The organism is Tessaracoccus lubricantis (assembly GCF_039544535.1).
In the GTDB taxonomy this organism is placed as follows: Bacteria; Actinomycetota; Actinomycetes; order Propionibacteriales; family Propionibacteriaceae; genus Arachnia; species Arachnia lubricantis.
This window is the reverse complement of record NZ_BAABLV010000017.1, coordinates 101,857-128,735: the sequence shown is the minus strand read 5'-3', so window position 1 is coordinate 128,735 and position 26,879 is coordinate 101,857. Positions and strand designations below refer to the sequence as shown.

The following is a 26,879-nucleotide window of genomic DNA, read 5'->3' as shown; positions in this document are numbered from 1 at the left end:
GCTATTTCTGGGGGGGTGTCAGGCGCAGCTCCACGGCTGGAAGCCGCGCTGCGCGTAGAGGCGGTTGGCCACGGTGATCTGCTCCTCGCGGGTGGCCTGGTGCGGGTAGGCCGCGAAGTCGCCGCCGTTGACGGAGCGCCAGGTGGCGAGGTTGAACTGTAGGCCGCCGTAGTAGCCGTTGCCGGTGTTGATGTTCCAGCGGCCGCCGGACTCGCACTGGGCGATGCGGTCCCACGTGGCGGCGCGGCTGAGGTCAATGCGCAGGTGCGCGGGCAGCTGCGGCGCGGTCTCGACGGGGACCCCGGCCAGCGGCGGGGCGGCGGCCGGGATGGTGGTCACCGCGGGGATCTCGGAGGTGGCGAACTGGATGATGTTGTTGAACTGCCACTGGTCCTCGGTGACGAACGCGCCGCCGTCGTGCGCGGTGACCGAGGTCAGCGCGTAGGTGCGGCAGCCGTTGCGGCCGGTGGTGGCGGTGTCGCACTCGGTGCGCCACTGGCGGCCGTCGGCGGCCGTCCAGGTGCGGGTGCCGCCCACCTTGCCGCCTGCGGCGAGGGGGTTGCCGGCCCACTGGCCGCGGCCCGAGGGGAGGTAGGTCAGGTTGTTGAAGACCCAGCCGTCGTGCAGCACGTGCTGGCCCTGGACCGTGGCCACCTTGGTGGCCCAGATCTCGGTGCGGCAACGCACGATGAGGTCGGAGTACTTCTCGCACGCGGTCTTCCAGTAGCGGCCGTTGACCAGGTGGTTGCCCGGCTGCGTGTACTGGTTGGTCTCGACGGCGTGCGCGGCCTGCGGGGCCACGAGGCCCAGGGCGAGACCGGCGACAGCCGCGGACGCGGCGGCGATGAGGCGCTTCAGCATGGAGGGGGGTCCTTTCGAAGTAGCGGGATGACGTTAACACCCCCTGACCCCGATTTCCAAAGATTTTCTCAGGATTACCTTCAGGTTATTTGCCGATCCGCGCCCTGACAAGCGGAATCAGCTGCCCTTGCACACCGTCGATCTGAGAACTCTCAGCCTGTGTTCACCGGTGTGAAACCGCACCCGGAGCAGACCTGTCGCGCCTTGGCGCGGGCCCCGGGATCGGCCGATAGCCTGAGCGGGTACCGGAAGGAATCAGCAATGCGCATCAGCGTCCCCCGCGAGGTCAAGAACAACGAGAACCGCGTCGCCATCACCCCGGTGGGCGCGCAGGAGCTGACCCGCCGCGGGCACGAGGTCGTCGTCGAGGCAGGGGCCGGGCTGGGCTCGGGGTTCGGCGACGAGGCGTACCGCCATGCCGGCGCCACCGTCGTCGACGACGTGGAGCGGGTGTGGGGCGAGGCCGAGCTGCTGCTCAAGGTCAAGGAGCCCGTCGCCGAGGAGTACCACCGCCTCCGTGAGGGCCTCACGCTGTTCACCTACCTGCACCTGGCGGCCGACGAACCGCTGGTCGACGCGCTGCTCGCCTCCGGCGCCACCTCCATCGCCTACGAGACGGTGCAGAAGCCCAGTGGCCTGCTGCCCCTCCTGTACCCCATGAGCGAGGTGGCGGGCTGCCTCGCCCCCCAGCTGGGCGCGTACCACCTGATGAAGACGCAGGGCGGCCGCGGCGTGCTGATGGGCGGCGTCGCGGGCGTGCCCAACGCGAAGGTGCTGGTGCTGGGCTGCGGCGTCGCCGGGCAGAACGCCGTCAACACGGCGCTGGGCATGAACGCCGACGTGACGGTGCTCGACACCGACATCGACAAGCTGCGCCAGGCGTACTGGCGCTGGGACAACCGGGTGCGCGGGCTGCGCTCGTCCGAGATGGCGATCCGCGAATACCTGCCGGAGGCAGACCTGGTGATCGGCACCGTCCTCATCCCTGGCGGCCGGGCGCCGCGGCTGGTGACCAACGACATGGTCGAGCAGATGAAGCCGGGCTCGGTACTGGTGGACGTGTCGATCGACCAGGGCGGTTGCTTCGAGGACTCCCGCCCCACCACGCACGACGACCCGACCTACCGGGTGCACGACTCGATCTTCTACTGCGTGGGCAACATGCCCGCTCTGGTGCCGAACACGTCCACGTGGGCGCTGACCAACGCGACGCTGCCCTACGTGGAGCGGCTGGCCGAGCACGGCTGGCGCGAGGCGATGCGCCTCGACGACGCGCTGGCGAAGGGCCTGTCCACCCACGGCGGCCGGCTCACGTCGCAGCCGGTGGCCGAGGCGTTCGGCCGAGACTGGACCCCGTTCGCTGCTTGAGCGTGTCGAGACCCCGGCTCGACCAGCGGCGATAACGATCCGGTTGCGCTTCCCCCCCGCGCGCGCGGGACGGCTGCGACGGCGCGACACTGGGGTGATGAGGACGAGGTCGTGGTTGATGGTGTTGTTCCTGTTGGCCGGCATCGGCGTCGTGAGCTGGCACCAGGCGCCCCGCGCGATGGCGTGCAGCTGCGCGGACCTGTCGATCGCAGAGAAGGCCCAGAGCGCCGACCTCGTGGCCGAGGGCGTCGTCGTGGGCGTGGACCGGCCCGAGAATGCGGTGAGTTCGGCCGACGACGCCACGTACACCGTCGAGCTGACCCGGCTGTGGAAGGGCCCGGACGTGCCGCAAGTGGCCGTCCTGTCCGCCCTCGAGGGCCCCAGTTGCGGGCTCGAGGGCATCTCCGAGGGCACGACGATCGCGTTGTTCTCCCGCGACGACGGCGGCGTGTGGCGCTCCAATCTCTGCGACGGCACCGGGCCCATCAGTGAGTCGACCATCGGCGAGATCACCGCTGCCCTCGGGGAGCCCTCTGCGCTGACGCCCCGGGCCCCGGAGTCGACGACGCCCTCACCCGGCGGCGACACCGGCAGCCCTGCGCTGCCCTACACGGCGCTCATCGTGGCCGGCGCCGGCCTGGCGGCGCTGCTGGTGATCCGCTGGTGGCTGCGCCGAAGGGCCGCTCAGGCCGACTGATCCGAGGGCGGCGGGGCCGTCCAGCGCTGCTTGAGCCAGCGCCAGCCGCGTCGGATCTTCGCCATCAGCGCGAGCGCCAGCCAGACCATCAACGCCAGCAGCACCGCAGCCATGACGGCGGCGGCCACCGGGTACAGGACGGCCAGCGCGGTCACGCCCACCACGCCGACGTCCCCGGCCACCGAGGCGGTCACGTTCGAGACCGGCTCGGGTGAGGTGTTGACCGCCAGCCTGATGCCCGCCTTCGCCAGGTGGCTCACCAGGGCGGTGACGCCGCCGACGGCCGCGAGGGTGATCGTGAGCAGGTCGCCGTTGGCGCCGGCGATCAGCGCACCGATCACCGCGCCGGCCACCGGCCTGATCACGGTGGAGGGCACGTCCCAGACCGAATCGACCACCGGCACCTTGTCGGCCACCAGCTCGACCAGGGCGAGGATGCCCATGATGATCAGCACGTCGGTGCGCTGGAAACCCTCGGGCACGCCGTCGGTGCCGACGAAGCGGCCGAGGACGCCGAGCACGAACACCGTCGCGTAGGCGTTGATGCCGGAGGCCCAGCCCGAGGCGAACGTCAGTGGCAACAGTTCCATGCGTCGAGTATGCGGCGGGCAGCGGCCCACGCACAGGGCATTGGGGGTGCAATCAGGGTGCGGTGGGGGCTCAGTGGGCGTCGTCGGGCGTCCAGTCGGACGGCATCTGCACCAGCAGCGCCTTCTCCTCGACGCGGATGTCGACGGCCACGATCTCGCCGAAGTGGTCGCCGTCCAGCTCGATCTCCTCGGTGCGCCGGAACGTCACCTGGATCTCGCGGCACTGCTGGTAGTTGAGTTCGCGGCCGCGGTCGCGCTGCTTGCGCCAGAACTCGCTACGGGTGCGGTGCAGGATGGCGTTGTCCACCAGCACCTTCCAGATCACCCGCGGCCACCCGAACACTCCGCGCGGCAGGATGCCGACCACGTCCAGCACGCCGTCGTCGACGGCGGCGTCGGGCAGCAGCAACACGTTGCCGCCGATCGAGCCGCAGTTGCCCACCAGGATGGTGTGGAGCCGGGCGCGCTCGGGTTCGGCGTCGTCGAGGCGGTACGTCAGCGACATCCGGCGGTTGCGGAACAGCGCCTCGACGCCGGCCTTGACGTAGGCCAGCATGCCCACGCGCTTCTTCAGCGCCTCGTCGGTGTTCGACATGATCTGCGCGTCGAGCCCCACGCCCGCCGCCACGACGAAGACGCGCTCCTCGCGTGACCCGTCGGGGCGCTCCCACTCGGCCACGCCCAGGTCGACCGGGCGCGACCGCCCGTTGATCGCCGAGTCCACCGATTCCGGCAGGTTGTCCAGCGTCAGGTCCAGGTTGCGGGCCAGCAGGTTGCCGGTGCCCTGCGGCGCGAGCGCCAACGGCACGCTGCTGCCGCGCAGCCCCTCCGCCACGCACCGGATGGTGCCGTCGCCGCCCACGGCGAGCACCACGTCGACCCCCTTCTCCACCGCCTCGCGCGCCATGCCCACGCCCGGGTCGTCGACGGCGGTCTCCAGCCAGAGGGTCTCCTCCCAGCCGGCCTCGGCGCGGGCCGGTTCGACGACCGCCTCGATGTCGGCGCGGTCGATCTTGGTGGGGTTGAAGATCACTGCGAGGGTGCTCATGGGCCTAGTCTGTCCCCTTCTCCGAGCGCAGGGGCACTTCCTGCCACACCACGATGGACCACGGCTCCACCGACGTGGGGCCCTCCATGACGTCGCCCTCGCCCTCCGGCCAGAAGTTGTGGTTCGGCTCCGCCCAGACCGCGGTGTCGATCACGCGCCGGTGGACGTGGCCGTGCACCGGCGGCGGCACGGTGAACTCGATGGAGTGCTCGGCCATGTTGATCAGCACCCAGAAGTCGTCGCCGGGGTTGTTGATGCAGATCGCGACGGCGCGGTGGCCCTCCTCCGGGTACCCCTCGCCCGTGGGCGTGTGGAAGAGGTAGCTGACGTCCTTGTTGTCGGGGATGAGGTCGCCCCAGTGCTTCTGCTGCAGCGACTCGTGGCGCTGCCGCAGGTTCGCCAGGAACGTGGCGAAGCGGAACAGCCCGTTGACGTCCTCGTCGTTGTCGAACCGGCCGAGGTTGTCGTGGTAGGCCGCCTCGACGTCGGCCTCGACGTCGACGAGGTGCGGCGCCGCCGTCGGGATCATGGCGTAGTTGTTCAGCATCGCCACGGAGTCGAGCTCCCACGGGTTGTTGTTGCCGTTCTGGGTGCGGCCGAACTCGTCGCCGGCCACCACCATGGGCACGCCGCGTGAGAAGAACAGCAGCGTCCACAGGTTGCGCACCCGCTGGCGGCGCAGTTCCTGCGAGCCGCCGGAGTCCCAGCTGAGGTTGTTGTCCGAACCACCGTCGGAGGGGCCGAACGGGAACGGCTCGTCGTTGTTCTTCTCCTGGTAGCTGACGAGGTCCACCATGTTGAAGCCGTCGTGGGCGTCGACGAAGTTGATGGACTTCTGTGCGCCGCCCGAGTCGTGGAAGTGGTGGTAGTCGCCGTTGACCATGTCCAGGAAGTCGCGGGTGTTGCCGTCGCCCTTGGTGTAGCGGCGCACGGCGTCGCGGTAGCGGCCGTTCCACTCGCCCCAGCCGCGCGGGAAGTTGCCCACCTCGTAGCCCCACAGGTCCCACGCCTCGGCGATGACCTCGATGCCCTCGCGAGCCGCGAACTCGGCGATCGACACCAGCAGCGGGTGGTCGGTGAAGAACCGCTTCTGCCTGGCCCAGTCCTCGGGGTGCGCCTCGTCGGGCTTGCGGCCCAGCACGGTGGCCAGGTCGAAGCGGAAGCCGTCGACCGCCATGTCGTGCGTCCAGTAGTGCAGCGAGTCGAGCACCAACCGGCAGGCGGCGTCCGACGAGAAGTTGAGCTGGTTCGACGTGCCGGTGGCGCCGTCGACGAGCCGGAAGTCGGCGGTCATCTGGTAGTACTCGGCCGTCGCGAAGCCGCCGAGCGACGTGAAGCCGGTGGTGTTGACGTCGCCGTCCCAGTTGCCGCCCTCCGCGGTGTGGTTGTAGACCACGTCGAGGTAGACCTCCATGCCCACCGCGTGGAAGGCCGAGACCATCTCCTTGAACTCGCGCGTGGGCCCGCCCCAACTCTTGTCGGAGGAATAGTCGCGGTGGGGCGCGAAGTAGCTCAGCGTCATGTAGCCCCAGGCGTTGGTGTAGCCCTGACGGGCGGATTCCGACGCGTTGGTCTGCTGCAGCGGCAACAGCTCGACCGTGGTGAAGCCCAACGCCTTGAGATAGGGCGCCATCATGCCCGCACCCTTGTAGGTGCCGCGGTACTCGTCGGGGACGTTGACCACGCCCTCGAAGCCGGGCTCGTCCTTCAGCAGGTCACCCAGCCGGCACGCCGACGGATGGCCGGTCAGCTGCGGGACGGACACCTCGTAGATCGACGTCTTCTCGCCCGGGATGCCGGGCTTGGCGTGCACCGGGGTGAAGTCGGTGATCACGATGCCCTTGGGCGCCTGGCGGGCCGTGTCGACGGAACGGCGGGTGGGCAGCGGCTCCTCCGGTTCGACCTCGACGACGGCGGGGGTGGGGTCCACCTCCTCCCCGCCGGTGCCGAACACAGCGTCGGTGCCGTGCTCGAGGATGCCGTCGGAGAACACGTTGTGGGTGACCTCGCGGGCATACGGGTCGAACAGCACCTTGTTGGGGTTGAACCGGTTGCCCTCCTGGTCGAGGTCCGACACGAAGCCCTCCTCGGAACCCGGCTCCCACGTCTCCACGTACGGCCAGTTCGGCCCCCACACCCGGTAGCCGTACAGCGCGCCCAGCGGCAGGCCCTGGACGTTGGCGCGCCAGATGCCGTCGCGCCCCTTCGCCGGCAGGAACGTGTGCGACGCGTCGGCACCCAGCGCCTCCGGGTAGATCTCCAGTTGGACGCGCGTGGCGGCAGGGGCGTACACGGCGAACGTGATGCCCTCCGCTGACGGGGTGGTGCCCAGCGGCCAGTCCGCCGTCGCCCAGCCGGATTCGTCGAGTGCGATGATCATTTTTCGATTGTGGCGCATCCGGGGGTCGCCGGTCTGCACCCGGAGGGGGCCCAGCCGGGCGTGAGAAGATGACCGGGTGCATCCAGTCCTCGCCGTGAACAAGGCCCCGGGGAGGTTACCCTTCGCGGTGCGCGCCGCCGTCGCGGTGGCCGGGCCGGTGCTGGTGGCCACGCTGGTGGGCGACGTCAGCCTGGGCCTCATGGCCGGCCTCGGCTCCTTCACGGTGCTGTTCGGCGCCAACACCGCAGGCCGGTTCCGCGCCAGGCTGTTGCCGACGGTGGGGCTGGGGCTGACGCTGTCGGCGGCGCTGGGGGTGGCCACCCCATGGCAAAGGCGTCGGCCGACGAGCCCGCGCGGATGCGGCCGTACCTCCCGACGTTCGTGGCCGTCGCCCACCTGGGCTATGCGGTCCTGGGGCTGCTGGCAACCGAATTCGGTGCGCGCGCGGGAGGCGGCGGGCCGGGTGCCGCAGGCGCTCACCCGCATCACGCGGCTCCCGGTGACCGAGTATCGCGACCCAGTCAGCCTCAGGGACGACGTGCTCGCCGCCGCCGCGGAGCTGTGGGAGTGGCGCACCGACGAGCACCCGCAGGACCCGCCCACGCGTAGTCTGTGAGGATGTACAGGCACGTCTTCTGGGACCTGGGCGGCACCCTCGTCGACACCTACCCGGCGCTCGACGCCGCGCTTGCCGACGTGGTGCGGGCAAGGGGCCACGAGCTGCTGGACTCCGAGGTCGCCGTGCTCACGAGGCGCTCCACGGGCGAGGCAGTGGCTGCGCTGAGCGCCCGGTTCGACGTGCCGGAGGCGGAGTTCGAGGCGGCCGAGGACGCGCTCAAGGAGCGCTGGCGCTCCGCTCCCCCGCCGTCGATGCCCGGCGCGCGCGAGCTGATGCGCGACGTGACCGCCGCCGACGGGTTGAACCTGGTGGTGACGCACCGCGCCCGCGGCTCGGCCGAGTCGCTGCTGGAGGGGCTGGGGCTCGTGGCCGACGACCTGATCTCCACGTCCGACGGCCACCCGCGAAAGCCCGATCCGGAGATGTACCGCGTCATGCTCGAAAGGCACGGGCTCGACCCCGCCGAGTGCCTCTCGGTGGGCGACCGGCCCATCGACGCAGCGGCGGCCATGGCGGCTGGCCTGGGGGCGGCGACCCTCGAGTCGCCTGAGGCCGCCGTCGACGACCCGGCACCGCACTCTGTGGCGCGGCTCGACGACCTCCGGCCGCTGCTGGGCCTCGCCTAGAGGACGTCCTTCCAGTCGTCGACCTGGTCCTTGAGCCGCTCGTAGAGGCCCTCGAACGAGTCCTTCCGGCCGGAGTCGCTGATGGCCTGGTCGACGGCTGAGAGCGCGTCGCTGGCCGCCTGCTCGTCGCCGTTGCGCAGCGCGCCGGACAGGTCGCGCAGGCCCGCGTCGATGCTCTTGCGCGCGTCGTTGTCGAGGCTGCCACTGGTGAAGGCGTCGCGGACGGCGACGCTGAGGTCGTCGGCAGTCCCCTGGACCTGCTGGGCGGCCTCGGCGGCCGTCTGGCCGGCCGGCGGCTCCTGCGCCGGCGGCGGGGGCGGCGCCTGCGTCTCCGCCGGGGCGGTCTGCGCCGGTGGCTGCGTACTGGCCGGGGCCTGCGTCGTGGCCGGAGCCGCCGTCGTGGTGGCCGCCGTGGGCGACGGGCTGGGGCTGGGCGACGGGCTGGGGCTCGGCGAGGCCGACGGTGAGCCGCTGGGGGTGGGACTCGCGCTGTCGGTGGGCGAGTCGTCGGAGCTGGGTGACGTGGAGGCGGGGACGGCCGAGGTGGGGGTGGGCGACGCCGTCGGGGGCTCGCCCGAGAGCAGCCACCACGCGAAGCCGACCACCATGAGCAGCGCGACGGCGACCAGGACCACCAGCAGTCGCCGGCGGTTGCGGTCCTCGTCGACCTCGTCGGGCGCCAGCAGGAGGCCGTCGGCCTCGTCGTCCTCGATGGCGCGGGCCGGGGTGATGGGCGTGGTCGACTCGACCTGCGGACCGGGCGCGTCCGCGGGGTAGGCGCGCATGGGCGCGGGCAGGCCGGGGGCGGGGACCGTGACGGTGTCGTCGCCTACCACGGGCGCCGGGAGGAACAGGGTGGCGGCCTCCGCGGTCTCGGCCCTGAGGGCGGCGGCCACGGTGGCCGCGTCCGCCGGCCGCGCCTCGGGGTCCTTCGCCAGCATCGCGGTGACGACGGCGGCGAGGCCAGCCGGCACGTCCGGCCGAGCGGCCTTGAGGTCCGGCACGGGCTCGGTGGCGTGCGCCATCATCGTGGACACGGCCGTGGGGCCCTGGAACGGCGGGCGGCCCGTGATAAGGGCGTACAGCACGCAGCCGAGGGCGTACAGGTCTGCGCGCTGGTCGACGCGTTGGCCCCGCGCCTGCTCGGGGGCGAGGTAGGCGGCGGTGCCGATGACGGCGCCCGTGGCGGTCAGCGGGGAGCCGGAGTCGTTGACGGCCTCGTCGAGGATGTGGGTGATGCCGAAGTCCAGCACCTTGACCCCGCCGTCGGCCGTGCGGGCGATGTTGCCCGGCTTGACGTCACGGTGCACCAGGCCCGCCTCGTGCGCGGCGCCCAGTGCTGCGGTGACCTGCAGGGCGATGCTCCGGATCTCGTCGAACGGCAGTGCGCCCCGCGTGCGCAGGTCGTCTGCGAGCGTGGCGCCGGGGAGCAGTTCCATGACGAGGAACGCGCGGTCATTGTCGACCCCGGCGTCGAACACGGTGACGATGTTGGGATGGTTGAGCGCCGCGGTGACGCGGGTCTCGCGACGGAAGCGCTCGGCGGTGATCTCCGCGTCCTCCATCTCGTTGACCACCTTGACCGCGACCTCGCGGTCCAGCACCTGGTCGCGCGCCCGCCACACCGTCGACATGCCGCCCCGGCCGAGCTTCTCCTCCAGCAGGTAGCGGCCGGCGAGGACATACCCGTGCCCGGGTTGGCTGCTCTCCGTCATGCGGAAAGACTATCCCCACACGTCACGCAGGCCGGTGTCGGCGTCTCACGGTCCTTGTCAGGGGCTGTTTGGCTGGGGTGGTTCAGTCGTCGTCGACCTCGCCCGCGAGGGCCTTGGCGGCCAGGTCCTCCTCCTCGGCCACCTCCCACACCTCCTTGGCGGCGTGCAGGTTGAGCGCCACGATGCCGAGCCCGAGCAGCAGGTCGGGCCAGCCGTTGCGCACCACCGTGAGGGTGAGCGCGCCCATCGCGATGATGCCGACGTTGACGATGACGTCGTTGCGGGCGGCCAGCCAGGCGGCCTTCGTCATGGAGCCGCCGTGGTCGCGGTGCCGCAGCAGCAGGTAGGCGCACACGGAGTTGACGACGACGGCGCCCCCGGCGGTCAGGATCAGCGACAGCGGGTCAGGGGCGTCGGGGTTGGAGAACTTCGCGACGGCCTGCCACAGCGCGGCGGCCGCGGGCACCAGGATGATGCCGGCCATCAGCTTGCCGGCCTTCGCGCGGTGGGCCAGCGGCCAGCCCAGCGCGATGAAGATCAACAGGTTGACGGCGGTGTCCTCGAGGAAGTCGACCGAGTCGGCGAACAGCGACACCGACCCGATGCCCCACGCCACCGTCGCCTCGATGAAGAAGTAGCCGAGGTTGAGCAGCGCGACGATGAGGACGGTGCGCCGCAGCGGCTTGGCCTTGGCGGGGTCGATGTCGGTCACGCGGGTGACTGTACACGCGGGGTGCCCGACGGCGGGGTCAGCCCTCGGCGAGGATCTCCTTCATGGACTCGGGGCCCCAGGTGAGGATCTGCGCGTTGGGGATGGCGGTGAAGAGGACGGCGTTGCCATTGCCGACGAACACCGTCTGGTCCTCGCTGGGCTTGGCGAAGACCTCGTAGCCGGCCTCCTCCGCGCTCGCCATGACGGCGTCGATGACGGGCTGCGGGTCCTCGTCGATCATCATGACGGCCGACTGCTCCGACTGCGTGACGATGGTGCTCTCGGGCAGCTTGATGCCCTTGGGGACGGTGACGTCCATGGGGCCGACCTTGATCACCTCGGTCTGGATCTCGCCGGTGAACGTCTGCTCCTCGGGCTGCGGCAGGCCCGTCTGGGTCTCGGTGGCCCCGGCGGGGGTGTCCTGCGGCGCGGGCTCGTCGGAGCCGGAGCACGCGGCCAGCGACACGGCGGCGACGACGGTGAGAGCTACTGCGGCGAGTCTGTTCCTCATGGCGGCAATTCTAGGTGCACACCTCAGCCGGGTCGGCCACGCGTTCCGCGACCCGGTGGGCGGGGCGCGGCCCCGGCTCAATGCCCAAGGGCGGCGGCGAGGACACTCGCCCGGTCGGCGATGGCGTCGAGGTCTGCGGGGTGGCCGGGCTCGTAGGGCAGCTCCATCCGGTCCTTGCCCTTGTCGAAGTAGCGTGGGATGACGTGGAGGTGGAAGTGGTAGACCGTCTGCCACGCGGCGGGGCGGCAGCAGTTGAACAGGTTGACGCCGTCCGCGCCGAGGTGCGAGAGGACCACCTTCGCGATCCGCTGCGCCGCCAAGGTGGTGGCGGTGAGGTCGTCGGCCGGCACGTCGATGAGGTCGGTGCTGTGACGTTTCGGGATGACCAGCAGGTGTCCGTCCGCGCCCGGATCGATGTCCATGAACGCGAGGGTCAGCTCGTCCTCGGCCACTTTCGCGCTGGGCACGGTGCTCGCAACGATGCCGCAGAACACACACTCGTCTGCCAGGTGCTGTTCGTCACTCATGGCCTCACGCTATCGCGGTGGTCATCATCGACGGCATCGGCGGGACGGCTGGTGGGCCCTAGCGGCCGTCGGGAGTGAGGCCCTCGAACAGGTCCGTGGCCGGGCCGTCTCCGGCGGGGAACGGTTGGCCGGCGCCCAGGAGGTAGGCCTCCCCGGAGCCGGGGAGTTCCTGCATGATCGAGAAGAACTGCCAGAACGGGTCCTCGGCGTTGACCTGGCTGCGGTGCGTGAACAGCGCCCGCCGGCAGATGTCGAGGTAGGGCTGGAGTTCGACGACCGCGACGATCTGGTCGGGGTCCGGCCCGAACATGCGCCCGGCCGAGTCGTCGCCGTGGTCGTGGTCCGCCTCTTCCCACAGCTGCAGCCCACGCTCCCGCGCGATCGCGTAGGCCTCGGCCCACCGGCTGGTGTTGTGCGTGTTCCACAGCACCCGCTGGACCTGCCACGGCGCGCCCAGGTCGGGGCGGTGTGAGGGTGTCGCCGCCAACTGGACGGCGTACATCAGCACGCGGTGGGCCTGGATGTGGTCCGGGTGGCCGTAGTTGCCGTGCGGGTCGTACGTGACGGCCACCTGGGGGCGACGGGTGCGGATGACCTCGACGAGGTGGTCGGCCGCCTCGAGGAGGTCGGCGCGCCAGAACGCGTTGGCCGGCATGTCGTCGGGCACCCCGGCCCGGCCGTCGGGCGTGGTCACCATGCCGCTGTCGTGGTAGCGGCCGGCCCCGCCGAGGAAGACGTGGTCCGTGACGCCGACGATCGCCATGGCCTCGGCGATCTCCGCCTGCCGGTGCTCACCCAGCTCCCGCGGGGAGTAGTGCGCCCAGTCAGGCACGAGGATCTCGCCGAGCTCGCCGAGCGTGCACGTCACGAGGGTGACCTGGGCGCCCTCTGCGAGGTAGCGCGCCATGGTGGCGGCGGACTGGCTGGATTCGTCGTCGGGATGGGCGTGGACGAGCAGGAGTCGGCGATCGGGAAGCATGTCGTCCAGCATAGGCAGCCTCAGTTCCGCAGCAGGGTGGCGAACTCGACGAAGTCGTCGGCCTCCACCGCGCGCTGCGAGCCCGCCAGCGCGTCCGCCAGTTCCTGGGCACCGGCGCGGACGCGGCGGTCGAGGGAGCCGACGCCGGGGCCGCCGAAGTCGGAGGTGGCCGCGAAGATCGCGGTGCGCACCGGGAGGGCGCCGAGGTAGCTGAACAGCGGGCGCATCGCGAACTCGAGCATCAGCGAGTGGCGCTCGGTGCCGCCGGTGGCGGCCATGAGGATGTGCTTGCCCTTGAGGGTGTCCATCTCGAGGATGTCGAAGAAGCTCTTGACGAGGCCCGAGATCGACGCGGAGAACGTGGGGCTCACCACGACGAGCCCGTCGGCGGCGGCCACTGCGTCGGTGATGCGGGCCAGGTCGCCGGTGGGGAAGCCGGTGAGCATGGCGTCCATGATGGGGTGGGCCAGCTCGCGGAGCTCCGCGACGGTGACCTCGAGCTCCTCGCCCTTGGCGGCGAGGTCCTCGCGCAGCCGGGCGACGATGTCGTCGCCGAGCACTCGGGTGGACGACGGCGACCCGAGGCCGCCTGAAATCACGACGATCTTCTTCATGTCTCTCCTTGGGGTGGTCTCCGTGAGCAATTGGATGGGGCCGAGGCGACGACGGGTCAGAGCTTGTTGCCGTCCTCGGCGCGGGTGCCGGTCCAGCGGTCGACCTGCGGCTCGCTGGGCGCCACCTCCTCGACGGGGCCGTGGGCCGCGAGCAGGCTCGCGTGCGTCGGGGCGTCGGGCACGTGCGCGGGCTTCAGCTTGGCGAACTCCTTGCGCAGCACGGGCACCACGTCCTCGCCCAGCATGTCGATCTGCTCCAGCACGACCTTCTGCGGCAGGCCGGCGTGGTCCATGAGGAAGAGCTGGCGCTGGTAGTCGCCGGCGTACTCGCGGAAGCTCAGCACGCGCTCGATGACCTGCTGCGGCGAGCCGACGGTGAGCGGCGTCTCGCGCGTGAAGTCCTCCAGCGACGGGCCGCCGCCGTAGACCGGGGCGTTGTCGAAGTAGGGGCGGAACTCACGGATGGCGTCCTGCGAGTTCTTGCGCATGAACACCTGGCCGCCGAGGCCGACGATCGCCTGGTCGGCCGTGCCGTGACCGTAGTGCTCGTAGCGGCGACGGTACAGCTCGACCATCCGTCGGGTGTGCGACGCGGGCCAGAAGATGTTGTTGTGGAAGAAGCCGTCACCGTAGTAGGCGGCCTGCTCGGCGATCTCGGGCGAGCGGATGGAACCGTGCCAGACGAACGGCGGGATGCCGTCGAGCGGGCGCGGCGTCGACGTGAAGCCGTGCAGCGGGGTGCGGTACTTGCCCTCGAAGTTGACGACCTCCTCGCGCCACAGCGCGTGCAGCAGCGAGTAGTTCTCGACGGCGAGGCCGATGCCCTCACGGATGTCCTTGCCGAACCACGGGTAGACCGGGCCCGTGTTGCCGCGGCCCATCATGAGGTCGATGCGGCCCTCGGTCAGGTGCTGCGCGTAGGCGTAGTCCTCGGCGAGGCGCACGGGGTCGTTGGTGGTGATGAGGGTGGTAGCCGTCGAGAGCAGGATCTTCTCGGTCTTGGCGGCGAGGTACGCCATGAGGATGGGCGGGTTGGCCGGCGCGATGAACGGGGGGTTGTGGTGCTCACCGGTGGCGAACACGTCGAGGCCGACCTCCTCGGCCTTCATCGCCAGTTCGACGGTGGCCTTGATGCGGGCGTTCTCGGTGGGCGTCTTGCCCGTGGTGGGGTCGGTGGTGACGTCACCGATGGTGAAGATGCCGAACTGCATGATCTGCCTTCCTGGAAGCTGTTGTCACTACTGTACAACATAATTGATGTTTCAACTATTCCTGAATCCTGTGATTGTCCCCGCTGCGGTGATAGACAGGGACGACGAGGCCGCTCACAGGCGCAGTCACACCCCGAAGGGGGATCAGATGACCACCGGACCGAACACGCAATGGGTCAGCGAGAAGGTGTCGGAGCACCGCTCGGAGCTCGAGGAGCTCTACCAACAACTCCACCGCAATCCGGAGCTCTCCATGCAGGAGGCCGACACCGTCGCAGAGATCCGACGGCGGCTCGACGACCACGGCTACGACACGCGGGAGATCGGCGGCGGCGTGGTGGGCGTGCTGGCCAACGGTGACGGACCCACCGTCATGTTCCGCGCCGACATCGACGCGCTCCCCGTCCAGGAGGCCACCGGCCTGCCGTACGCCTCCACCAAGACCATGGCGGACCGTGAGGGCACCATCGTCCCGGTGATGCACGCCTGCGGCCACGACGTCCACGTCACCGCCGGCATCGGCGCCGCCCGGGTGCTGGCGGAGGCCCGCGACCGCTGGGCCGGCACCTACGTCGCGCTCTTCCAGCCCGGTGAGGAGACGGCCGAGGGCGCCCGGGCGATGGTCGACGGCGGGCTGGTGGGCCAGGTACCCGCACCCGACGTCGTGCTGGGGCAACACGTCCTCACCAGGCCCGCGGCCGGGCAGGTGGGCACCCGCCAGGGCGCCATGCTGTCGACCGGCGCCTCGATCAGGGTGACCGTCCACGGCAAGGGCTCGCACGGGGCCATGCCGCACCTCGGCATCGACCCGGTGGTGCTGGCGGCCTCCATCGTGCTGCGCCTGCAGGGCATCGTGGCGCGCGAGGTGGACCCCTTCACGATGGCGGTGGTGACCGTCGGCAGCCTCCAGGCGGGCACCAAGTCGAACATCATCCCCGATCACGCCGTCCTGCTGATCAACATCCGCGCCTACGACGACGACGTGCGCGACCACCTCCTGGCAGCCATCGAACGCATCGTGCGCGCCGAGTGCGAGGCCAGTGGGTCACCCAGGGAGCCCGAGTTCGGCCCCTACGACCAGTACCCGCTCACCGACAACGACCCCGAAGTCACCAGCCGGGTGCACGAGGCGTTCGTGGCCCACTTCGGCGCCGACCGGGTCGCCGACCTCGACCCCGTGCCCGCGTCGGAGGATTTCAGCGTGCTGCCGACCGCATTCGGCGTGCCGTACACCTACTGGGGCATCGGCGGCTTCCTGCCGGACCAACCGGTGTTCCCCAACCACAACCCGGGCTTCGCACCCGCGATGCAGCCCACCCTGACAACCGGCAGCGAGGCGGCCGTCGTCGCCGCGCTGTCGTGGCTCGGAAAGGAGTGAGGGCCATGTCCGACACGCCAACGACGAAGCAGCTCGGCACTGAGAAGCTGCTCTGGGGCATCGTGCTCGCGGTGGTCACGTTCTGGTTGTTCGCCGGCACCGCCGGCACCGTCGCACCCGACATGATGGCCGACATCAACTCCACCGGAGACCACATCGACGCCTCGTCGCTCAACCTGGCGGTGTCGCTGACGGGCCTGTTCTCCGGCCTGTTCATGGTGCTGTTCGGCGGGCTCGCCGACAAGATGGGCCGCGTGCGGATCACGCTGGCCGGCGTGGTGCTCAACGCGGTGGGCTCGCTGCTGCTGGTGTTCGCCTCCGGCGCCGCCGCGCTGCCGCTGCTCCTCGTGGGCCGGGCGATCCAGGGCCTCGGAGCGGCGGCGATCATGCCGGCATCGATGGCACTGGTGAAGGCGTACTGGGACGGGAAGGGCCGCCAGCGCGCCGTGTCGATGTGGTCGATCGGCTCGTGGGGCGGCTCCGGGCTGGCCGCGATCTTCGGCGGCACCGTCGTCCAGTTCGTGGGGTGGCGCGGCATCTTCATCGCGTCGGTGCTCATCTCCGCCGTCGCGTTCGTGATGATCATGGGCACGCCGGAGAACAAGGTCGTCACGCAACGCACCCGCTTCGACGTGGTGGGCCTGGTGCTGTTCATCGTCGGCACGCTGGGCCTGATGATCGTGCTGCTGTACGGCTCGCAGCTGGGATGGACGAGTTGGCTGACGCTCCTGCTGGCGGTGGTCGCCGTCGTCGCCTACGTCGCGTTCGTCGTGTGGGAACGCAGGCAGGACAACCCCTTCATCGACTTCACGCTGTTCCGCAACACCACCTTCACCGGTGCCACGATCTCCAACTTCCTGGTCAACGGCACCATCGGCATGCTGATCATCTCGCAGCAGGTCATCCAGATGGCCGGCGAGAAACCCGACGGCAGCCCGTACACCGCGTTCGACGCCGGCCTGTTGTCGCTGGGCTACGGCATCTTCATCATCGCGTTCATCCGCGTCGGCGAGAAACTGCTGCAGCGGTTCGGCGCCCGCAAGCCGATGATCTGGGGCTCACTGATCAGCATCGTCGCCTGCCTGATGCTGATGGCCACGCACGTGCTCATCGGCCAGTACGCCATCCTGGCGATCATCGCCTACTGCCTCTTCGGCCTCGGCCTCGCGTTCTACGCCACGCCGTCGACCGACGCGGCGCTCACCAACCTGCCCGCCGTGCAGGCCGGCTCCGGCTCGGGCATCTACAAGATGGCATCGACGCTCGGCGGGGCCATCGGCACCGCGGTGTCACTGGCGGTGTACTACGGCCTCATGGGCACGCGCGTGCCCGACCTCATCGTCATGGAGGGCCGCTCCGACAACGAGTCGCTGCGGCTGGCCGCCATGGTGGCCATCGGCGTGTCGCTGGTGTTCCTGCTGTTGGCCATCCTGTCCATCGTGATGACCATCCCCAAGAGCGACGGCCGCATCTCACCGCGCCCCCAGCCCACGCCCGACGAGGAGGCCACCCTCATCGAATGTCCCACCTGTCACGGCGTGGGCAAGGTGCACGCCCAGCACTAGCCGGGCGTCAGTGCGGGAACGTGAATTCGCCGATCACGAAGTAGACGGCGAACAGCGCGGGCAGCAGCGGGAGGAGGACCACCCAGGACCGCTCGTCGCTGCGGAACCAGGCGATGAGCGACAGCACGCCGGCCGCCACCATCAGCAGGAACCCGGTTGCCGTGAACACGAACATCGGGAGGAACAGGCCCGTCGCGCCGACCTCGCCAACCCTGAGGATCGCGACGTAGGCGGCCGACAGGACCATCGCGGCGATGCCTGTGATGCTCAGCCAGATCGCCCACCACCCCAGCTTCGTCTGGGGCTTGAAGGCGACTTTGTCGTGCCGGCGCCGCAGGTCGTCGACGGCGAGCAGGGCAAGGCCGAGCGTCAGGACGCCGAACATCACCGTGAAGACCCATGCCCGGGTCTCCGTGGACGGGATGAAGAACATGGCGACGATCATCGCCAGCACCAGGCCTCCGACAACCATCGCTGCTTGCCCGAGCCTCGAGTGCACCATCTCAACTGACATGAGGGCCACCCCCTTCGGGGGATTGCCGCCGGGTGTGTCCCGGCTGGTGTGCGAACAATACTACGCTTCGTAGGAATCAGGCCCAATGGTGGGGCGGCCCCTGTTGGGGCTGGTTGGACCGGGGCTCAGGGTTGCAGGACCACCTTGACGCAAGCGTCGGACTTGGCCTGGAACATCTTGTAGGCGTCGGCGGCCTCGGACAGCGGGACGCGGTGCGTGGCCAGGGTCTCGAGGCCCATGATGTCGCCGTCCTCCAACGCCAGCGACAGCAGTTCATCGGTCCACCGCCGCACGTGGCACTGCCCCATGCGCACCGTGAGGCCCTTGTCGAACATGGTGCTCATCGGCATGGGGTCGACCATGCCGCCGTAGACGCCCACCAGCGAAACCACTCCCCCGCGGCGCACGGCGTCGACGGCGGTGTGCACGGCGTCGAGGCGGTCGATGCCCGCGTGGCGGAACATCTCGCGGCCGAGCGGCTTGGGCATGCGGGCCGCGCCCGCGATGACCTTCTCGGCCACCGGGTTGCCGTGCGCCTCCATCCCGACGGCGTCGATCACCGCGTCGGGTCCGCGGCCCTCCGTCAGGCTGCGCAGCGCCTCGGCCACGTCGTCGGCGTCACGGTGGTCGACGGTGGCGGCACCCCATTCCTCTGCCAGGCGGAGGCGTTCGTCGACGCGGTCGACGCCGATGACGCGCGCCGCGCCCTGGCGCAGCGCGGAGCGCACGGCGAGCTGCCCGAGCGGGCCGAGGCCCAGCACCGCGACGGTGTCGCCCTCCTTGACCTCCGCGAACCTCGCGGCCTGCCAGGCGGTGGGCAGGATGTCGCTGAGGTAGAGGAAGCGCTCGTCGGGAAGCCCTTCCGGGAGGCGGACGGGGCCGAAGTCGGCGTGCGGGACGCGCACCAGCTCAGCCTGCCCGCCGGGCACCGAGCCGTAGAGGGAGGTGTACCCGAACAGCGCTGCGCCGCGCCTCTCGTTGCGCACCTGCGTGGTCTCGCACTGCGCGAACAGGCCGCGCGAGCACATCCAGCAGTGGCCGCAGGAGATGTTGAAGGGCACGACGACGCGGTCGCCGACGGCCAGCCCCTGCACGCCGCTGCCCACCTCCTCGACGATGCCCATGAACTCGTGGCCCAGGATGTCGCCCTTCCTGAGGAATGGGGCGAAGACGGAGTAGAGGTGCAGGTCGGAGCCGCAGATGGCGGTGGAGGTGACGCGCACGATGGCGTCGGTCGGTTCGGTGATCCGGGGCTCATCCACCTCGACCGTGCGGATGTCCTCGATGCCCTGCCAGGTGACTGCAAACATGTTCCAGCCTCACATTCAGGGCGCCGCTGCGGCACCCCTGAGAGGGTGGTGCGGGTGGGCGTCAGAGGACGCGGCGCATCCAGCCGTGCTTGTCCTCTGCCCGGCCGTACTGGATGTCGACGAGGTGCTGGCGGATCTCGCGGGTCTTGCGGCCCGGGGTGCCGTCGCCCACTTCCTGCGGGCCGCGATCCGGCGAGTTGAAGCCGGTGATGGGCGTCACGACGGCGGCGGTGCCACAGGCGAACACCTCTGCGATCTGGCCGTTGCCCACGCCGTCGAGCACCTCGTCGATGGAGATCATCCGCTCGACGGGCTTGAGGTCGTGGTCGGCAGCCAGCTTGAGGATGGATTCGCGGGTGACGCCGGGGAGGATGGTGCCGAGCTGCGGGGTGAGCAGTTCGCCGTCGGCGGTCACGAACATGATGTTCATGGTGCCGCACTCCTCGACCCACTTGCGCTCCGCGCCGTCGAGCCACAGCACCTGGCCGCAGCCGTTGGCGTAGGCCTCCTCGGTGGCGATGAGGCTGGCGGCGTAGTTGCCGCCGCACTTGGCGGTGCCGGTGCCGCCGGGGGCGGCGCGCGTGTAGTTGGGCGTGATCCAGAGCTTCACCGGCTCCGAGTAGTACGGGCCGGCGGGCGTGGCGATGACGGCGTAGCGGTAGGTGTTGGCCTCGCGGACGCCGAGGTAGGGCTCGGACGCGATCATGAACGGGCGCAGGTACAGGCTCTGCTCGTTCTCGCTGACCGGCACCCATTCGTGCTCGAGCTTGACCAGTTCCTCGACGGACGCGAGGAAGATGTCCTCCGGCAGGACGGCCATGCCCATGCGGCGGGCGGAGTTCACGAAGCGGGCGGCGTTGCGCTCGGGGCGGAAGAGCCAGATCGAGTTGTCGTCGTGGCGGTAGGCCTTCATGCCTTCGAAGATCTCCTGGCCGTAGTGCAGCACGGCGGAGGCCGGGTGCAGCGCCCACTCGGTCGTCGGGACGATCCGGGGCTCCTGCCAGCCGTCGCCCCCGATGTAGTCGACCACTGCCATGTGGTCTACGTAGTACCGCCCGAACCCGGGGTCTGCGAGCGCGGCCTTGCGGGCTGCGTCGGCTGTGGGCGTCGTGGTGCGGTTGATCGAGAACTGGGCCATGGATGTGATGGTATCCCCGCCCGGCGTCGCGCCACGCTGAGGTCCACCCATGAAACTCGGCCTTGGGGTGGGCGGCCGCCATGCCGCGTGGACGTTGCAGGTGCTCTGTGCTGACGGGCGCCGGGTCTCGGCGCCACGCCACGCCCCGGCCGCCCCCGACGACGGGGGGTCGCCGTCGTACGCCCCCACGGCCTACGCTGGCGCCATGACCGAACAGATCAAGAGCCCCCGCGCCGTCGACGTGCACCGTGTCTCGTCCACCGACTTCCGCGCCACCAACGAGCGCGGCGGCGAGATCGCCATCGGCACGGGCGGCGACGAGCTCTTCACCCCGGTCGAGCTGCTCCTGGCGGCCATCGCGGCCTGCGGGTCCATCGACGTCGACATGCTGACCACCCGACGCGCCGTGCCGGAGGTCTTCGCCGTCGAGGCCGCGGGCACCAGCGTCAAGGACGCGACCGGCAACCGCCTGGAGGACATCCGCGTCACGTTCGACGTCCGCTTCCCCGAGGGTGAGGACGGCGACCGCGCCCGTCGCATCCTCGACCAGTCCATCGCCAGGGCCCGCGACTTCCTCTGCACCGTCTCGCGCACGGTGGCCATCGGAACGCCCGTCGAAATGGTGCCCGCCAACCGGGAATGAAACCGCTTCCCCTTCGGTTGGAAGGGGGCGAGGACGGCCGCCCGGCCACCCTCGGATGAACATCAGGAGCCAGTCATGAAGACATTGTGGAAAGCAGTCGCCGCCGTAGCAGCCGTGGGGATGATGCTGACCGCCTGCGGCTCCGACAACGACGCCGAACCCGGCGCGGTGGGCGCTGACCCGGAGGCGCAGATCGAGATCGGTTCGATCTACGAGCCCGGCAACCTGAGCAACACGGGCGGCGGCGGCCAGGGCGTCACGGAGGCGCTCGGCGGCAACGTCTACGAGGCGCTCATCAAGCTCGAGGACGACGGGTCGACCAGCAACCTCCTCGCGGAGGACTACGAGGTCAGCGACGACGGCCTCACCTACACCTTCACCCTGCGCGACGGCGTCAAGTTCCACTCCGGGCGCGACGTGACGGCAGACGACGTCAAGGCCAGCTTCGAGGCCGTCGTGGCCGAGGACTCGCAGGCAGCGCGCAAGTCCAGCTTCGCCGTCGTCGAATCGGTGGAGGCCACCGATGACAGGACGGTGGCGTTCCAGCTCAGCTCGAAGACCATCTCGTTCCCGTACCTCATGGCCTACGTGTGGATCGTCAACCCCGAGCTCGGTGACCCGCTGACCGAGACCGACGGCACCGGGCCCTACACGCTCGACGAGTGGAAGCGCGGCAGCTCGCTCAGCCTCGTGCGCAACGACGACTACTGGGGCGACAAGGCGAAGAACGGCCGCGTCACCTTCAACTACTTCACCGACGCCAGCGCGCTCGGCAACGCCCTGCTGACCGGCCAGCTGGACCTGGTCACCACCATCCAGAGCCCCGATTCGCTGGTGCCGTTCGAGGACAACGAGGACTTCCAGATCTCCGAGGGCACCTCGACGGTGAAGGAACTGCTCGCGTTCAACGACCGCGTGGAGCCGTTCAACGACGCCAAGGTCCGCAAGGCCATCTACTCCGCCGTCGACCGCCAGAAGCTGCTCGACGCCATCTGGGACGGCCGCGGCACGCTCATCGGCTCCATGGTTCCGCCCACGGACCCGTGGTACGAGGACCTGACGGACCTCAACCCGTACGACCCCGACCTGTCGAAGGAACTGCTGGCCGAGGCCGGCCTGGCCGACGGCTTCGCGTTCGAGCTGCAGACCCCGAACTACGACCCGCACCCGCAGGTCGCCGAATTCCTCAAGTCCGAACTGGCCAAGGTGGGCGTGACCGTCAACATCAAGACCATCACCGCCGACGAGTGGTACTCCAACGTGTTCAAGGAGCGCGCGTTCGAGGCCACGCTGCAGGAGCACGTCAACGACCGCGACGTCGTCTGGTACGCCAACCCCGACTTCTACTGGGGCTACGACAACGCCGACGTGCAGCGACTGGTGGCCGAGGCCGAACAGGCCGACTCCCCCGAGGCCCAGGCCGAGAAGCTGAAGGAGGCCAACCGGATCATCGCCGACGAGGCCGCCAGCAACTGGCTGTACCTCTTCCCGCAGATCGTCGTGGCACACAAGGACATCGCCGGGTTCCCCGTCAACGGGCTCAACTCGCAGTTCTTCGTCTACGACATCACCAAGGGCTAACCGCTAACCTTTCCGGATGACCCAGCGAGAAACCCGAGCAGGCACGTGACCAGTTACCTGGTGCGCCGGCTCGGGTTCCTGCTGCTCAGCTTCGTGCTCGCGATGCTGCTGATCTTCGTCCTGCTGCGGTTGTTGCCGGGCGACCCCGCCAACGCGCTGCTCTCCGTCGACGCCACCCCCGAACAGATCCGGGCCGCGCAGGAGCAGGTGGGCTCCAACCTGCCGCTGTGGGAGCAGCTCACCTCCTGGCTGGCCGACGTGGCCCGCCTCGACCTGGGCAAGTCCTTCATCTCCGGTGCCGCCGTGCTGCCGGAGATCGGGCAGCGGCTCGTGGTGACCCTGCCCCTGACCCTCATCGCCTTCGTCCTGTCGGTGGTGGTGGCCGCGCTGGTGGGCTACCTCGCCGCGGTGAAGGCCGATACCCGGCTGGGCGTCGCGCTGTCGGGCGTGGCGCAGGTGGGCATCGCGGTGCCGGTGTTCTGGATCGGCATCCTGCTGGTGTGGCTCCTGGCGCTCGAACTGCGGCTGCTGCCGTCGGGCGGGTTCCCGCGCACCGACTGGGAGGACCCGGGGGCCGCGCTGGTGTCCCTGACGCTGCCCGTGGTCACCATCGTCGTGGTGATGAGCGCCTCACTGACCCGCTACGTGCGCTCCGCGGTCCTCGACGTGCTCGACGCCGACCACCTCCGCAACGCCCGCGCGCTCGGCGCCGGCCCGGGCGAGGCGTTCCTGCGGCACGGGCTGCGCAACGCGTCGGTGCCGGTCATCTCCATCCTCGGCATCGAGCTGGCGTCCACGCTGCTGGGCGCCGTCGTCGTCGAGGCCGTGTTCAACCTGCCGGGCCTGGGCTCCATGCTGACCAAGGCCATCGCCGAACACGACTACCCCAGCATCCAGGGCGTCCTGCTGGTGACCACGCTCTTCGTGCTGCTGATCGGCTTCCTCGCCGACGTGGTGCAACGCATCGTCGACCCGCGCCTGCGCGTCTCGCTCTCGGGGGCCGACGCGTGAGCGCCCCCGTGGAGCTGCCCGGCGCCGTCGACACGACGCCGGCCCGCCGTCGCACCCGACTCCCGCTCACGCTCGTGGTGGGCGCCGCGTTCCTGTTGTTCGCCGTCGCGTTGGGCGCGCTGTCGTTGGTGTGGCTGCCGTTCGACCTGGCCGACACCTCGGGCGGGCGACTCGAGGCCCCCGGCGCCGAGCACTGGATGGGCACCGACAGGCTCGGCCGCGACACGTTCAGCTTCATCATGGCCGGCACCCGCATCGCGTTGACGGTGGGCCTGGGCAGCGCGGCCATCGCCATGGTCGTCGGCACGGCCATCGGGCTCGTCGCGGCGTTCTCGCGCGGCTGGCTCGACGACGTGCAGTCGTCGCTGCTCGACGTACTGATCGCGTTCCCCACCCTGCTGCTCGCCATGTTGATCGGCGCCGCACAGGGCGCGAGCCTCGGCTCCGCCGTCGTGTCGATCGGCCTGGCGGCCTCGGCGATCGTCGCCCGCCTCACGCGGATCCTCGCCAAGCGGCTGCTCGGCACGCAGTTCGTCACGGCCGCCCGCACGTCCGGCACCAGTTGGCTGGGCGTCATCCGCTCGCACCTGCTGCCGAACATGTGGCCCACGCTGGTGGTGGCGGCCGCGCTGATCTTCGGCGCGGCGGTGCTGGCGGAGGCGTCGCTGTCCTACCTGGGCCTGGGCGTGCCGCCACCGAACTCGTCGCTGGGCCGACTGCTGCAGGAGGCGCAGTCGACGGTGAACACGGCGCCGTGGGGCGCCATCGCGCCGGGCGTGGTCATCGTGCTGATCGTGCTGGGCGCGAACTTCCTGGCCGACGGGCTGCGTGAGCGCCTCGACCCCACCCGGAGGGAGCGCGGATGAGCCACGTCGAAGTGAAGGACCTGGCGGTGGTGGCCGGCGGCCGCAGGGTGGTCGACGGCGTGTCGTTCGCCGTCGACAGCGGCGAGCGCGTCGGGATCATCGGCGAATCCGGCTCCGGCAAGTCGCTCAGCATCTTCTCCGTCATGGGCCTGCTGCCCCGTGGGCTGCGGGCCGAGGGCTCGATCCGGGTGGACGGGCAGGAGGTCGTCGGCGCGTCCGAGCGGGCCCTGCAGGCGGTGCGCGGGGGCAAGGTGGCGATGGTGTTCCAGGACCCGTCGACGGCGCTCGACCCGTTGACGCGGGTGGGGGCGTTCCTCGCGGAGCCGCTGCGCCGCCACCGGGGCCTGCGCGGCTCCGAGCTGGAGGCCGCCGTCCGGCAGGGCCTCGAGGAGGTGTCGCTGCCGTCGACGGAGCGGGTGCTGCGCGCGTTCCCGCACGAGCTGTCCGGTGGGCAGCGGCAGCGGGTGGCGATCGCGGCGGCGCTGGCGTGCCGGCCGAAGGTGCTGCTGGCCGACGAGCCCACCACCGCGCTCGACGTCACGGTGCAGGCGGGCATCCTCGCGCTGCTCCAGCGGGTGGTCGAGGAGCACGACATGGGGCTGCTGTTCGTCTCGCACGACCTCGCCGTCGTGTCGCAGACGGTGGACCGGGCGCTGGTGATGCGCCGCGGGCAGGTCGTCGAGGAGGGCGCCGTGGGCGCGCTGATCAGCCGGCCCCGCGAGGCGTACACGCAGCGGCTGGTGGGCAGCGCACTCGCGCTGGACCGTGCCCTGACGACGGGGAGGATCGCATGAGCGTGCTGGCGCTGGAGGGCGCGACGTACCGCTACCGCGGGGCCACCGAGGCGGCACTCGACGGCGTCAGCCTCGCCGTCGAGAAGGGCCGCAGCCTGGGCATCGTCGGCGAATCCGGCTCGGGGAAGACCACGGCGCTCCGGCTGCTGTTGGCGCTGACCACGCCGTCGGAGGGGCAGGTGCTGTTCGACGGCGAGCCACTGCTGCGGCGCAACTCCGGCCAGGCGCGCCGCCTGCGCCGGGCCGTGCAGCCGGTGTTCCAGGACCCGTACGCGTCGCTGGACCCCCGGATGCGGGTGGACCGGATCGTGGCCGAGCCGCTGGTGTCGCTGGGGGTGGAGCTCGACGGGGCCCGCCGTCGGGCGCGGGTGGCGGAGTCGCTCGCGGAGGTGGGCCTCGACGCGGAGGCGCTGGGGCGCTACCCACACGAGTTCTCCGGCGGTCAGCGGCAGCGCATCGCGATCGCCCGGGCGCTGGTGACCGATCCCGCCGTCCTGATCGCCGACGAACCCGTCAGCGCCCTGGACGTGACCACGCGCATCGAGGTCATCGAACTGCTGGACCGGCTGCGCCGCGAGCGGGGGTTGAGCATCGTGATGGTGTCGCACGACGTCAGCGTCGTCGCCGCGCTGTGCGACGACGTGCTCGTGTTGCAGGGTGGGCGCGCCGTCGAGTCAGGCCCCACGCTCGACGTGCTCAGCGCACCGAGGGAGCCCTACACGCAGGGGCTCATCGCCGCGATCCCGCGGCTCGGCGTCGAACCGTGAGCAAGCTCGGTAGGTTGTCGGCGTGACAGAAGGCACCACTGACATCCCCGACGGCGGGCGCAGGCCCGGCTGGAGCGTCTCGCTGGTCCCGGCCGCCCTGGTCTCCCTGTCCGCGTTCTTCCTCTTCGCACTCGAGGCGCGCCCCCTCGGCTACCTCGCCATGGCTGCGGGCATCGCGCTCGCCGCGTGGCTCGACCGCGTGCTCCTGCGCGACCTCCTGCTGGTCGCCGTCGGGCTCATCATCGTGTCGACCATCTCGGTGCGCGCCGACGTCAGCTGGGGCAACGTCGCGCTCATGGGCACGGTGCTGACGCTCGCCGTCGCGGTGCCGTACCTGCTCAACCGGTTCGGCTACGGCGACCACACCATCCGCTTCCACTGGCTCTCAGGCCGCTGGAACAGGTGGATGTGGGCCTACCTCGTCGCGGTGCCGGTGATCGGCTGGGTGCTGCTGCCCACCTACTTCGTCCGCTCCGGCGCCTACCGCAACTGGCCCGCACTGGCGGACTGGACGGAGGTGGCGCGCTTCTTCGTCGGCGTGAACTTCGTCGGCTCCTGGGACGAGTTCTTCTTCATCATCACCATCTTCGTGCTGCTGCGCCGCCACTTCTCGTTCTGGTTCGCCAACGCGCTCACGGCGGTGATCTTCGTCTCGTTCCTGTGGGAACTGGGCTACCGGGAATGGGGCCCGCTGCTCACCACGCCGTTCGCGCTGCTGCAGGCCTACCTGTACTCCAAGACGCGGTCCCTGCTGTACGTGCTGGTGGTGCACCTGCTGTTCGACGTGGTGGTGTTCCTGTCGATCGTGCACGTGCGCTACCCGCAGCTGCAGATCTTCTTCTACCTCTGGTGAC

The 26,879-nt window shown here is 70.3% G+C and carries 27 protein-coding genes; 13 read left to right on the top strand and 14 right to left on the bottom strand.

The window, feature by feature from the left end:
• Positions 1–18: 18 nt before the first annotated feature.
• Positions 19–861, bottom strand: coding sequence for a transglycosylase family protein (locus tag ABEA30_RS05355; protein WP_345580084.1), 843 nt, complete (start codon positions 859–861; stop codon positions 19–21).
• A 261-nt stretch (positions 862–1,122) separates the two neighbouring features.
• Here ABEA30_RS05355 and ald point away from each other — a divergent pair, with 261 nt between their 5' ends.
• Together ald and ABEA30_RS05345 are read left to right on the top strand one after the other, a co-directional pair.
• Positions 1,123–2,229: an alanine dehydrogenase gene (gene ald, locus ABEA30_RS05350; protein ID WP_345580081.1), complete on the top strand. Its 1,107-nt coding sequence runs from the start codon at positions 1,123–1,125 to the stop codon at positions 2,227–2,229.
• A 97-nt stretch (positions 2,230–2,326) separates the two neighbouring features.
• Entirely contained in the window at positions 2,327–2,926 is a 600-nt protein-coding gene (locus ABEA30_RS05345; protein ID WP_345580078.1) for a hypothetical protein, read from the top strand.
• Here the strand turns inward: ABEA30_RS05345 and ABEA30_RS05340 are convergent.
• The 3 genes from ABEA30_RS05340 to ABEA30_RS05330 all read right to left on the bottom strand — a co-directional run bounded on the left by ABEA30_RS05340 (position 2,914) and on the right by ABEA30_RS05330 (position 6,944).
• Positions 2,914–3,516 carry a DUF4126 domain-containing protein gene (locus ABEA30_RS05340; protein ID WP_345580075.1) on the bottom strand — a complete coding sequence of 201 codons (603 nt, stop codon included), beginning with the start codon at positions 3,514–3,516 and terminating at the stop codon, positions 2,914–2,916. The genes ABEA30_RS05345 and ABEA30_RS05340 overlap by 13 nt on opposite strands.
• A gap of 70 nt (positions 3,517–3,586) precedes the next feature.
• Positions 3,587–4,564: a diacylglycerol/lipid kinase family protein gene (locus ABEA30_RS05335; protein ID WP_345580072.1), complete on the bottom strand. Its 978-nt coding sequence runs from the start codon at positions 4,562–4,564 to the stop codon at positions 3,587–3,589.
• A 4-nt stretch (positions 4,565–4,568) separates the two neighbouring features.
• Positions 4,569–6,944: an alpha-amylase family glycosyl hydrolase gene (locus ABEA30_RS05330; protein ID WP_345580069.1), complete on the bottom strand. Its 2,376-nt coding sequence runs from the start codon at positions 6,942–6,944 to the stop codon at positions 4,569–4,571.
• A gap of 76 nt (positions 6,945–7,020) precedes the next feature.
• On the opposite strand from ABEA30_RS05330, the gene ABEA30_RS05325 reads away from it, so the two are divergent.
• Positions 7,021–7,560 carry a hypothetical protein gene (locus ABEA30_RS05325; RefSeq protein ID WP_345580066.1) on the top strand — a complete coding sequence of 180 codons (540 nt, stop codon included), beginning with the start codon at positions 7,021–7,023 and terminating at the stop codon, positions 7,558–7,560.
• A gap of 2 nt (positions 7,561–7,562) precedes the next feature.
• Positions 7,563–8,189 carry an HAD-IA family hydrolase gene (locus ABEA30_RS05320; RefSeq protein ID WP_345580063.1) on the top strand — a complete coding sequence of 209 codons (627 nt, stop codon included), beginning with the start codon at positions 7,563–7,565 and terminating at the stop codon, positions 8,187–8,189.
• On the opposite strand, the gene ABEA30_RS05315 is transcribed toward ABEA30_RS05320, so the two are convergent.
• The 7 genes from ABEA30_RS05315 to ABEA30_RS05285 form a co-directional block, all read right to left on the bottom strand.
• Positions 8,186–9,904 carry a serine/threonine-protein kinase gene (locus ABEA30_RS05315; protein ID WP_345580060.1) on the bottom strand — a complete coding sequence of 573 codons (1,719 nt, stop codon included), beginning with the start codon at positions 9,902–9,904 and terminating at the stop codon, positions 8,186–8,188. The genes ABEA30_RS05320 and ABEA30_RS05315 overlap by 4 nt on opposite strands.
• An 82-nt stretch (positions 9,905–9,986) precedes the next feature.
• Positions 9,987–10,616 (bottom strand): cation transporter, encoded by a 630-nt coding sequence (locus ABEA30_RS05310; protein WP_345580057.1) that lies wholly within the window; start codon positions 10,614–10,616, stop codon positions 9,987–9,989.
• A gap of 37 nt (positions 10,617–10,653) precedes the next feature.
• Entirely contained in the window at positions 10,654–11,127 is a 474-nt protein-coding gene (locus ABEA30_RS05305; RefSeq protein WP_345580054.1) for a hypothetical protein, read from the bottom strand.
• A gap of 77 nt (positions 11,128–11,204) precedes the next feature.
• Positions 11,205–11,654 (bottom strand): HIT family protein, encoded by a 450-nt coding sequence (locus tag ABEA30_RS05300; RefSeq protein WP_345580051.1) that lies wholly within the window; start codon positions 11,652–11,654, stop codon positions 11,205–11,207.
• A 58-nt stretch (positions 11,655–11,712) separates the two neighbouring features.
• The gene (gene mshB / locus ABEA30_RS05295) at positions 11,713–12,633 is read right to left on the bottom strand and encodes an N-acetyl-1-D-myo-inositol-2-amino-2-deoxy-alpha-D-glucopyranoside deacetylase (RefSeq protein WP_345580048.1); all 921 of its coding nucleotides are present in this window, start codon (positions 12,631–12,633) and stop codon (positions 11,713–11,715) included.
• A 20-nt stretch (positions 12,634–12,653) separates the two neighbouring features.
• On the bottom strand, positions 12,654–13,247 hold the full coding sequence (locus tag ABEA30_RS05290; RefSeq protein WP_345580045.1) for a CE1759 family FMN reductase: 594 nt from the start codon (positions 13,245–13,247) through the stop codon (positions 12,654–12,656).
• Between the two features lie 56 nt (positions 13,248–13,303).
• Positions 13,304–14,458: an LLM class flavin-dependent oxidoreductase gene (locus tag ABEA30_RS05285; RefSeq protein ID WP_345580042.1), complete on the bottom strand. Its 1,155-nt coding sequence runs from the start codon at positions 14,456–14,458 to the stop codon at positions 13,304–13,306.
• Positions 14,459–14,606: 148 nt separating this feature from the next.
• Between ABEA30_RS05285 and ABEA30_RS05280 the strand changes: the two genes are divergently transcribed.
• Together ABEA30_RS05280 and ABEA30_RS05275 are read left to right on the top strand one after the other, a co-directional pair.
• Complete coding sequence (locus ABEA30_RS05280) at positions 14,607–15,836, top strand: amidohydrolase (RefSeq protein WP_345580039.1); 1,230 nt, start codon at positions 14,607–14,609, stop codon at positions 15,834–15,836.
• 5 nt (positions 15,837–15,841) lie between these two features.
• Positions 15,842–17,401, top strand: coding sequence for an MFS transporter (locus tag ABEA30_RS05275; protein ID WP_345580036.1), 1,560 nt, complete (start codon positions 15,842–15,844; stop codon positions 17,399–17,401).
• Positions 17,402–17,408: 7 nt separating this feature from the next.
• Here ABEA30_RS05275 and ABEA30_RS05270 read toward each other — a convergent pair whose 3' ends face one another.
• From ABEA30_RS05270 to ABEA30_RS05260, 3 genes are all read right to left on the bottom strand, one after another.
• Positions 17,409–17,915, bottom strand: coding sequence for a hypothetical protein (locus ABEA30_RS05270; protein ID WP_345580033.1), 507 nt, complete (start codon positions 17,913–17,915; stop codon positions 17,409–17,411).
• 125 nt (positions 17,916–18,040) lie between these two features.
• The gene (locus tag ABEA30_RS05265; protein WP_345580030.1) at positions 18,041–19,225 is read right to left on the bottom strand and encodes a zinc-dependent alcohol dehydrogenase; all 1,185 of its coding nucleotides are present in this window, start codon (positions 19,223–19,225) and stop codon (positions 18,041–18,043) included.
• A gap of 61 nt (positions 19,226–19,286) precedes the next feature.
• A complete protein-coding gene (locus ABEA30_RS05260) occupies positions 19,287–20,363 on the bottom strand; it encodes a branched-chain amino acid aminotransferase (RefSeq protein WP_345580027.1) in 1,077 nt (358 codons plus the stop codon).
• A 205-nt stretch (positions 20,364–20,568) separates the two neighbouring features.
• On the opposite strand from ABEA30_RS05260, the gene ABEA30_RS05255 reads away from it, so the two are divergent.
• From ABEA30_RS05255 to ABEA30_RS05225, 7 genes are all read left to right on the top strand, one after another.
• On the top strand, positions 20,569–21,006 hold the full coding sequence (locus ABEA30_RS05255) for an OsmC family protein (protein WP_345580024.1): 438 nt from the start codon (positions 20,569–20,571) through the stop codon (positions 21,004–21,006).
• A 75-nt stretch (positions 21,007–21,081) separates the two neighbouring features.
• Positions 21,082–22,587 (top strand): ABC transporter substrate-binding protein, encoded by a 1,506-nt coding sequence (locus ABEA30_RS05250; protein WP_345580021.1) that lies wholly within the window; start codon positions 21,082–21,084, stop codon positions 22,585–22,587.
• 45 nt (positions 22,588–22,632) lie between these two features.
• The gene (locus ABEA30_RS05245; protein ID WP_345580018.1) at positions 22,633–23,598 is read left to right on the top strand and encodes an ABC transporter permease; all 966 of its coding nucleotides are present in this window, start codon (positions 22,633–22,635) and stop codon (positions 23,596–23,598) included.
• Positions 23,595–24,464 (top strand): ABC transporter permease, encoded by an 870-nt coding sequence (locus ABEA30_RS05240; protein WP_345580015.1) that lies wholly within the window; start codon positions 23,595–23,597, stop codon positions 24,462–24,464. Before ABEA30_RS05245 ends, ABEA30_RS05240 begins: the two co-directional genes overlap by 4 nt.
• Entirely contained in the window at positions 24,461–25,258 is a 798-nt protein-coding gene (locus ABEA30_RS05235) for an ABC transporter ATP-binding protein (protein ID WP_345580012.1), read from the top strand. Before ABEA30_RS05240 ends, ABEA30_RS05235 begins: the two co-directional genes overlap by 4 nt.
• Entirely contained in the window at positions 25,255–26,025 is a 771-nt protein-coding gene (locus tag ABEA30_RS05230; protein ID WP_345580009.1) for an ABC transporter ATP-binding protein, read from the top strand. The genes ABEA30_RS05235 and ABEA30_RS05230 overlap by 4 nt, the downstream gene beginning before the upstream one ends.
• A 22-nt stretch (positions 26,026–26,047) precedes the next feature.
• Complete coding sequence (locus ABEA30_RS05225) at positions 26,048–26,878, top strand: CPBP family glutamic-type intramembrane protease (protein ID WP_345580006.1); 831 nt, start codon at positions 26,048–26,050, stop codon at positions 26,876–26,878.
• Position 26,879: the final 1 nt, after the last annotated feature.

Coding starts and splice junctions, on each gene's coding strand:
- ABEA30_RS05230 (WP_345580009.1), top strand. CDS start 25,255: ATGAGCGTGCTGGCGCTGGAGGGCGCGACGTACCGCTACCGCGGGGCC.
- ABEA30_RS05330 (WP_345580069.1), bottom strand. CDS start 6,944: ATGATCATCGCACTCGACGAATCCGGCTGGGCGACGGCGGACTGGCCG.
- ABEA30_RS05275 (WP_345580036.1), top strand. CDS start 15,842: ATGTCCGACACGCCAACGACGAAGCAGCTCGGCACTGAGAAGCTGCTC.
- ABEA30_RS05255 (WP_345580024.1), top strand. CDS start 20,569: ATGACCGAACAGATCAAGAGCCCCCGCGCCGTCGACGTGCACCGTGTC.
- ABEA30_RS05260 (WP_345580027.1), bottom strand. CDS start 20,363: ATGGCCCAGTTCTCGATCAACCGCACCACGACGCCCACAGCCGACGCA.
- ABEA30_RS05340 (WP_345580075.1), bottom strand. CDS start 3,516: ATGGAACTGTTGCCACTGACGTTCGCCTCGGGCTGGGCCTCCGGCATC.
- ABEA30_RS05300 (WP_345580051.1), bottom strand. CDS start 11,654: ATGAGTGACGAACAGCACCTGGCAGACGAGTGTGTGTTCTGCGGCATC.
- ABEA30_RS05280 (WP_345580039.1), top strand. CDS start 14,607: ATGACCACCGGACCGAACACGCAATGGGTCAGCGAGAAGGTGTCGGAG.
- ald (WP_345580081.1), top strand. CDS start 1,123: ATGCGCATCAGCGTCCCCCGCGAGGTCAAGAACAACGAGAACCGCGTC.
- ABEA30_RS05320 (WP_345580063.1), top strand. CDS start 7,563: ATGTACAGGCACGTCTTCTGGGACCTGGGCGGCACCCTCGTCGACACC.
- ABEA30_RS05290 (WP_345580045.1), bottom strand. CDS start 13,247: ATGAAGAAGATCGTCGTGATTTCAGGCGGCCTCGGGTCGCCGTCGTCC.
- mshB (WP_345580048.1), bottom strand. CDS start 12,633: ATGCTTCCCGATCGCCGACTCCTGCTCGTCCACGCCCATCCCGACGAC.
- ABEA30_RS05250 (WP_345580021.1), top strand. CDS start 21,082: ATGAAGACATTGTGGAAAGCAGTCGCCGCCGTAGCAGCCGTGGGGATG.
- ABEA30_RS05355 (WP_345580084.1), bottom strand. CDS start 861: ATGCTGAAGCGCCTCATCGCCGCCGCGTCCGCGGCTGTCGCCGGTCTC.
- ABEA30_RS05315 (WP_345580060.1), bottom strand. CDS start 9,904: ATGACGGAGAGCAGCCAACCCGGGCACGGGTATGTCCTCGCCGGCCGC.
- ABEA30_RS05335 (WP_345580072.1), bottom strand. CDS start 4,564: ATGAGCACCCTCGCAGTGATCTTCAACCCCACCAAGATCGACCGCGCC.
- ABEA30_RS05305 (WP_345580054.1), bottom strand. CDS start 11,127: ATGAGGAACAGACTCGCCGCAGTAGCTCTCACCGTCGTCGCCGCCGTG.
- ABEA30_RS05235 (WP_345580012.1), top strand. CDS start 24,461: ATGAGCCACGTCGAAGTGAAGGACCTGGCGGTGGTGGCCGGCGGCCGC.
- ABEA30_RS05270 (WP_345580033.1), bottom strand. CDS start 17,915: ATGTCAGTTGAGATGGTGCACTCGAGGCTCGGGCAAGCAGCGATGGTT.
- ABEA30_RS05345 (WP_345580078.1), top strand. CDS start 2,327: ATGAGGACGAGGTCGTGGTTGATGGTGTTGTTCCTGTTGGCCGGCATC.
- ABEA30_RS05285 (WP_345580042.1), bottom strand. CDS start 14,458: ATGCAGTTCGGCATCTTCACCATCGGTGACGTCACCACCGACCCCACC.
- ABEA30_RS05265 (WP_345580030.1), bottom strand. CDS start 19,225: ATGTTTGCAGTCACCTGGCAGGGCATCGAGGACATCCGCACGGTCGAG.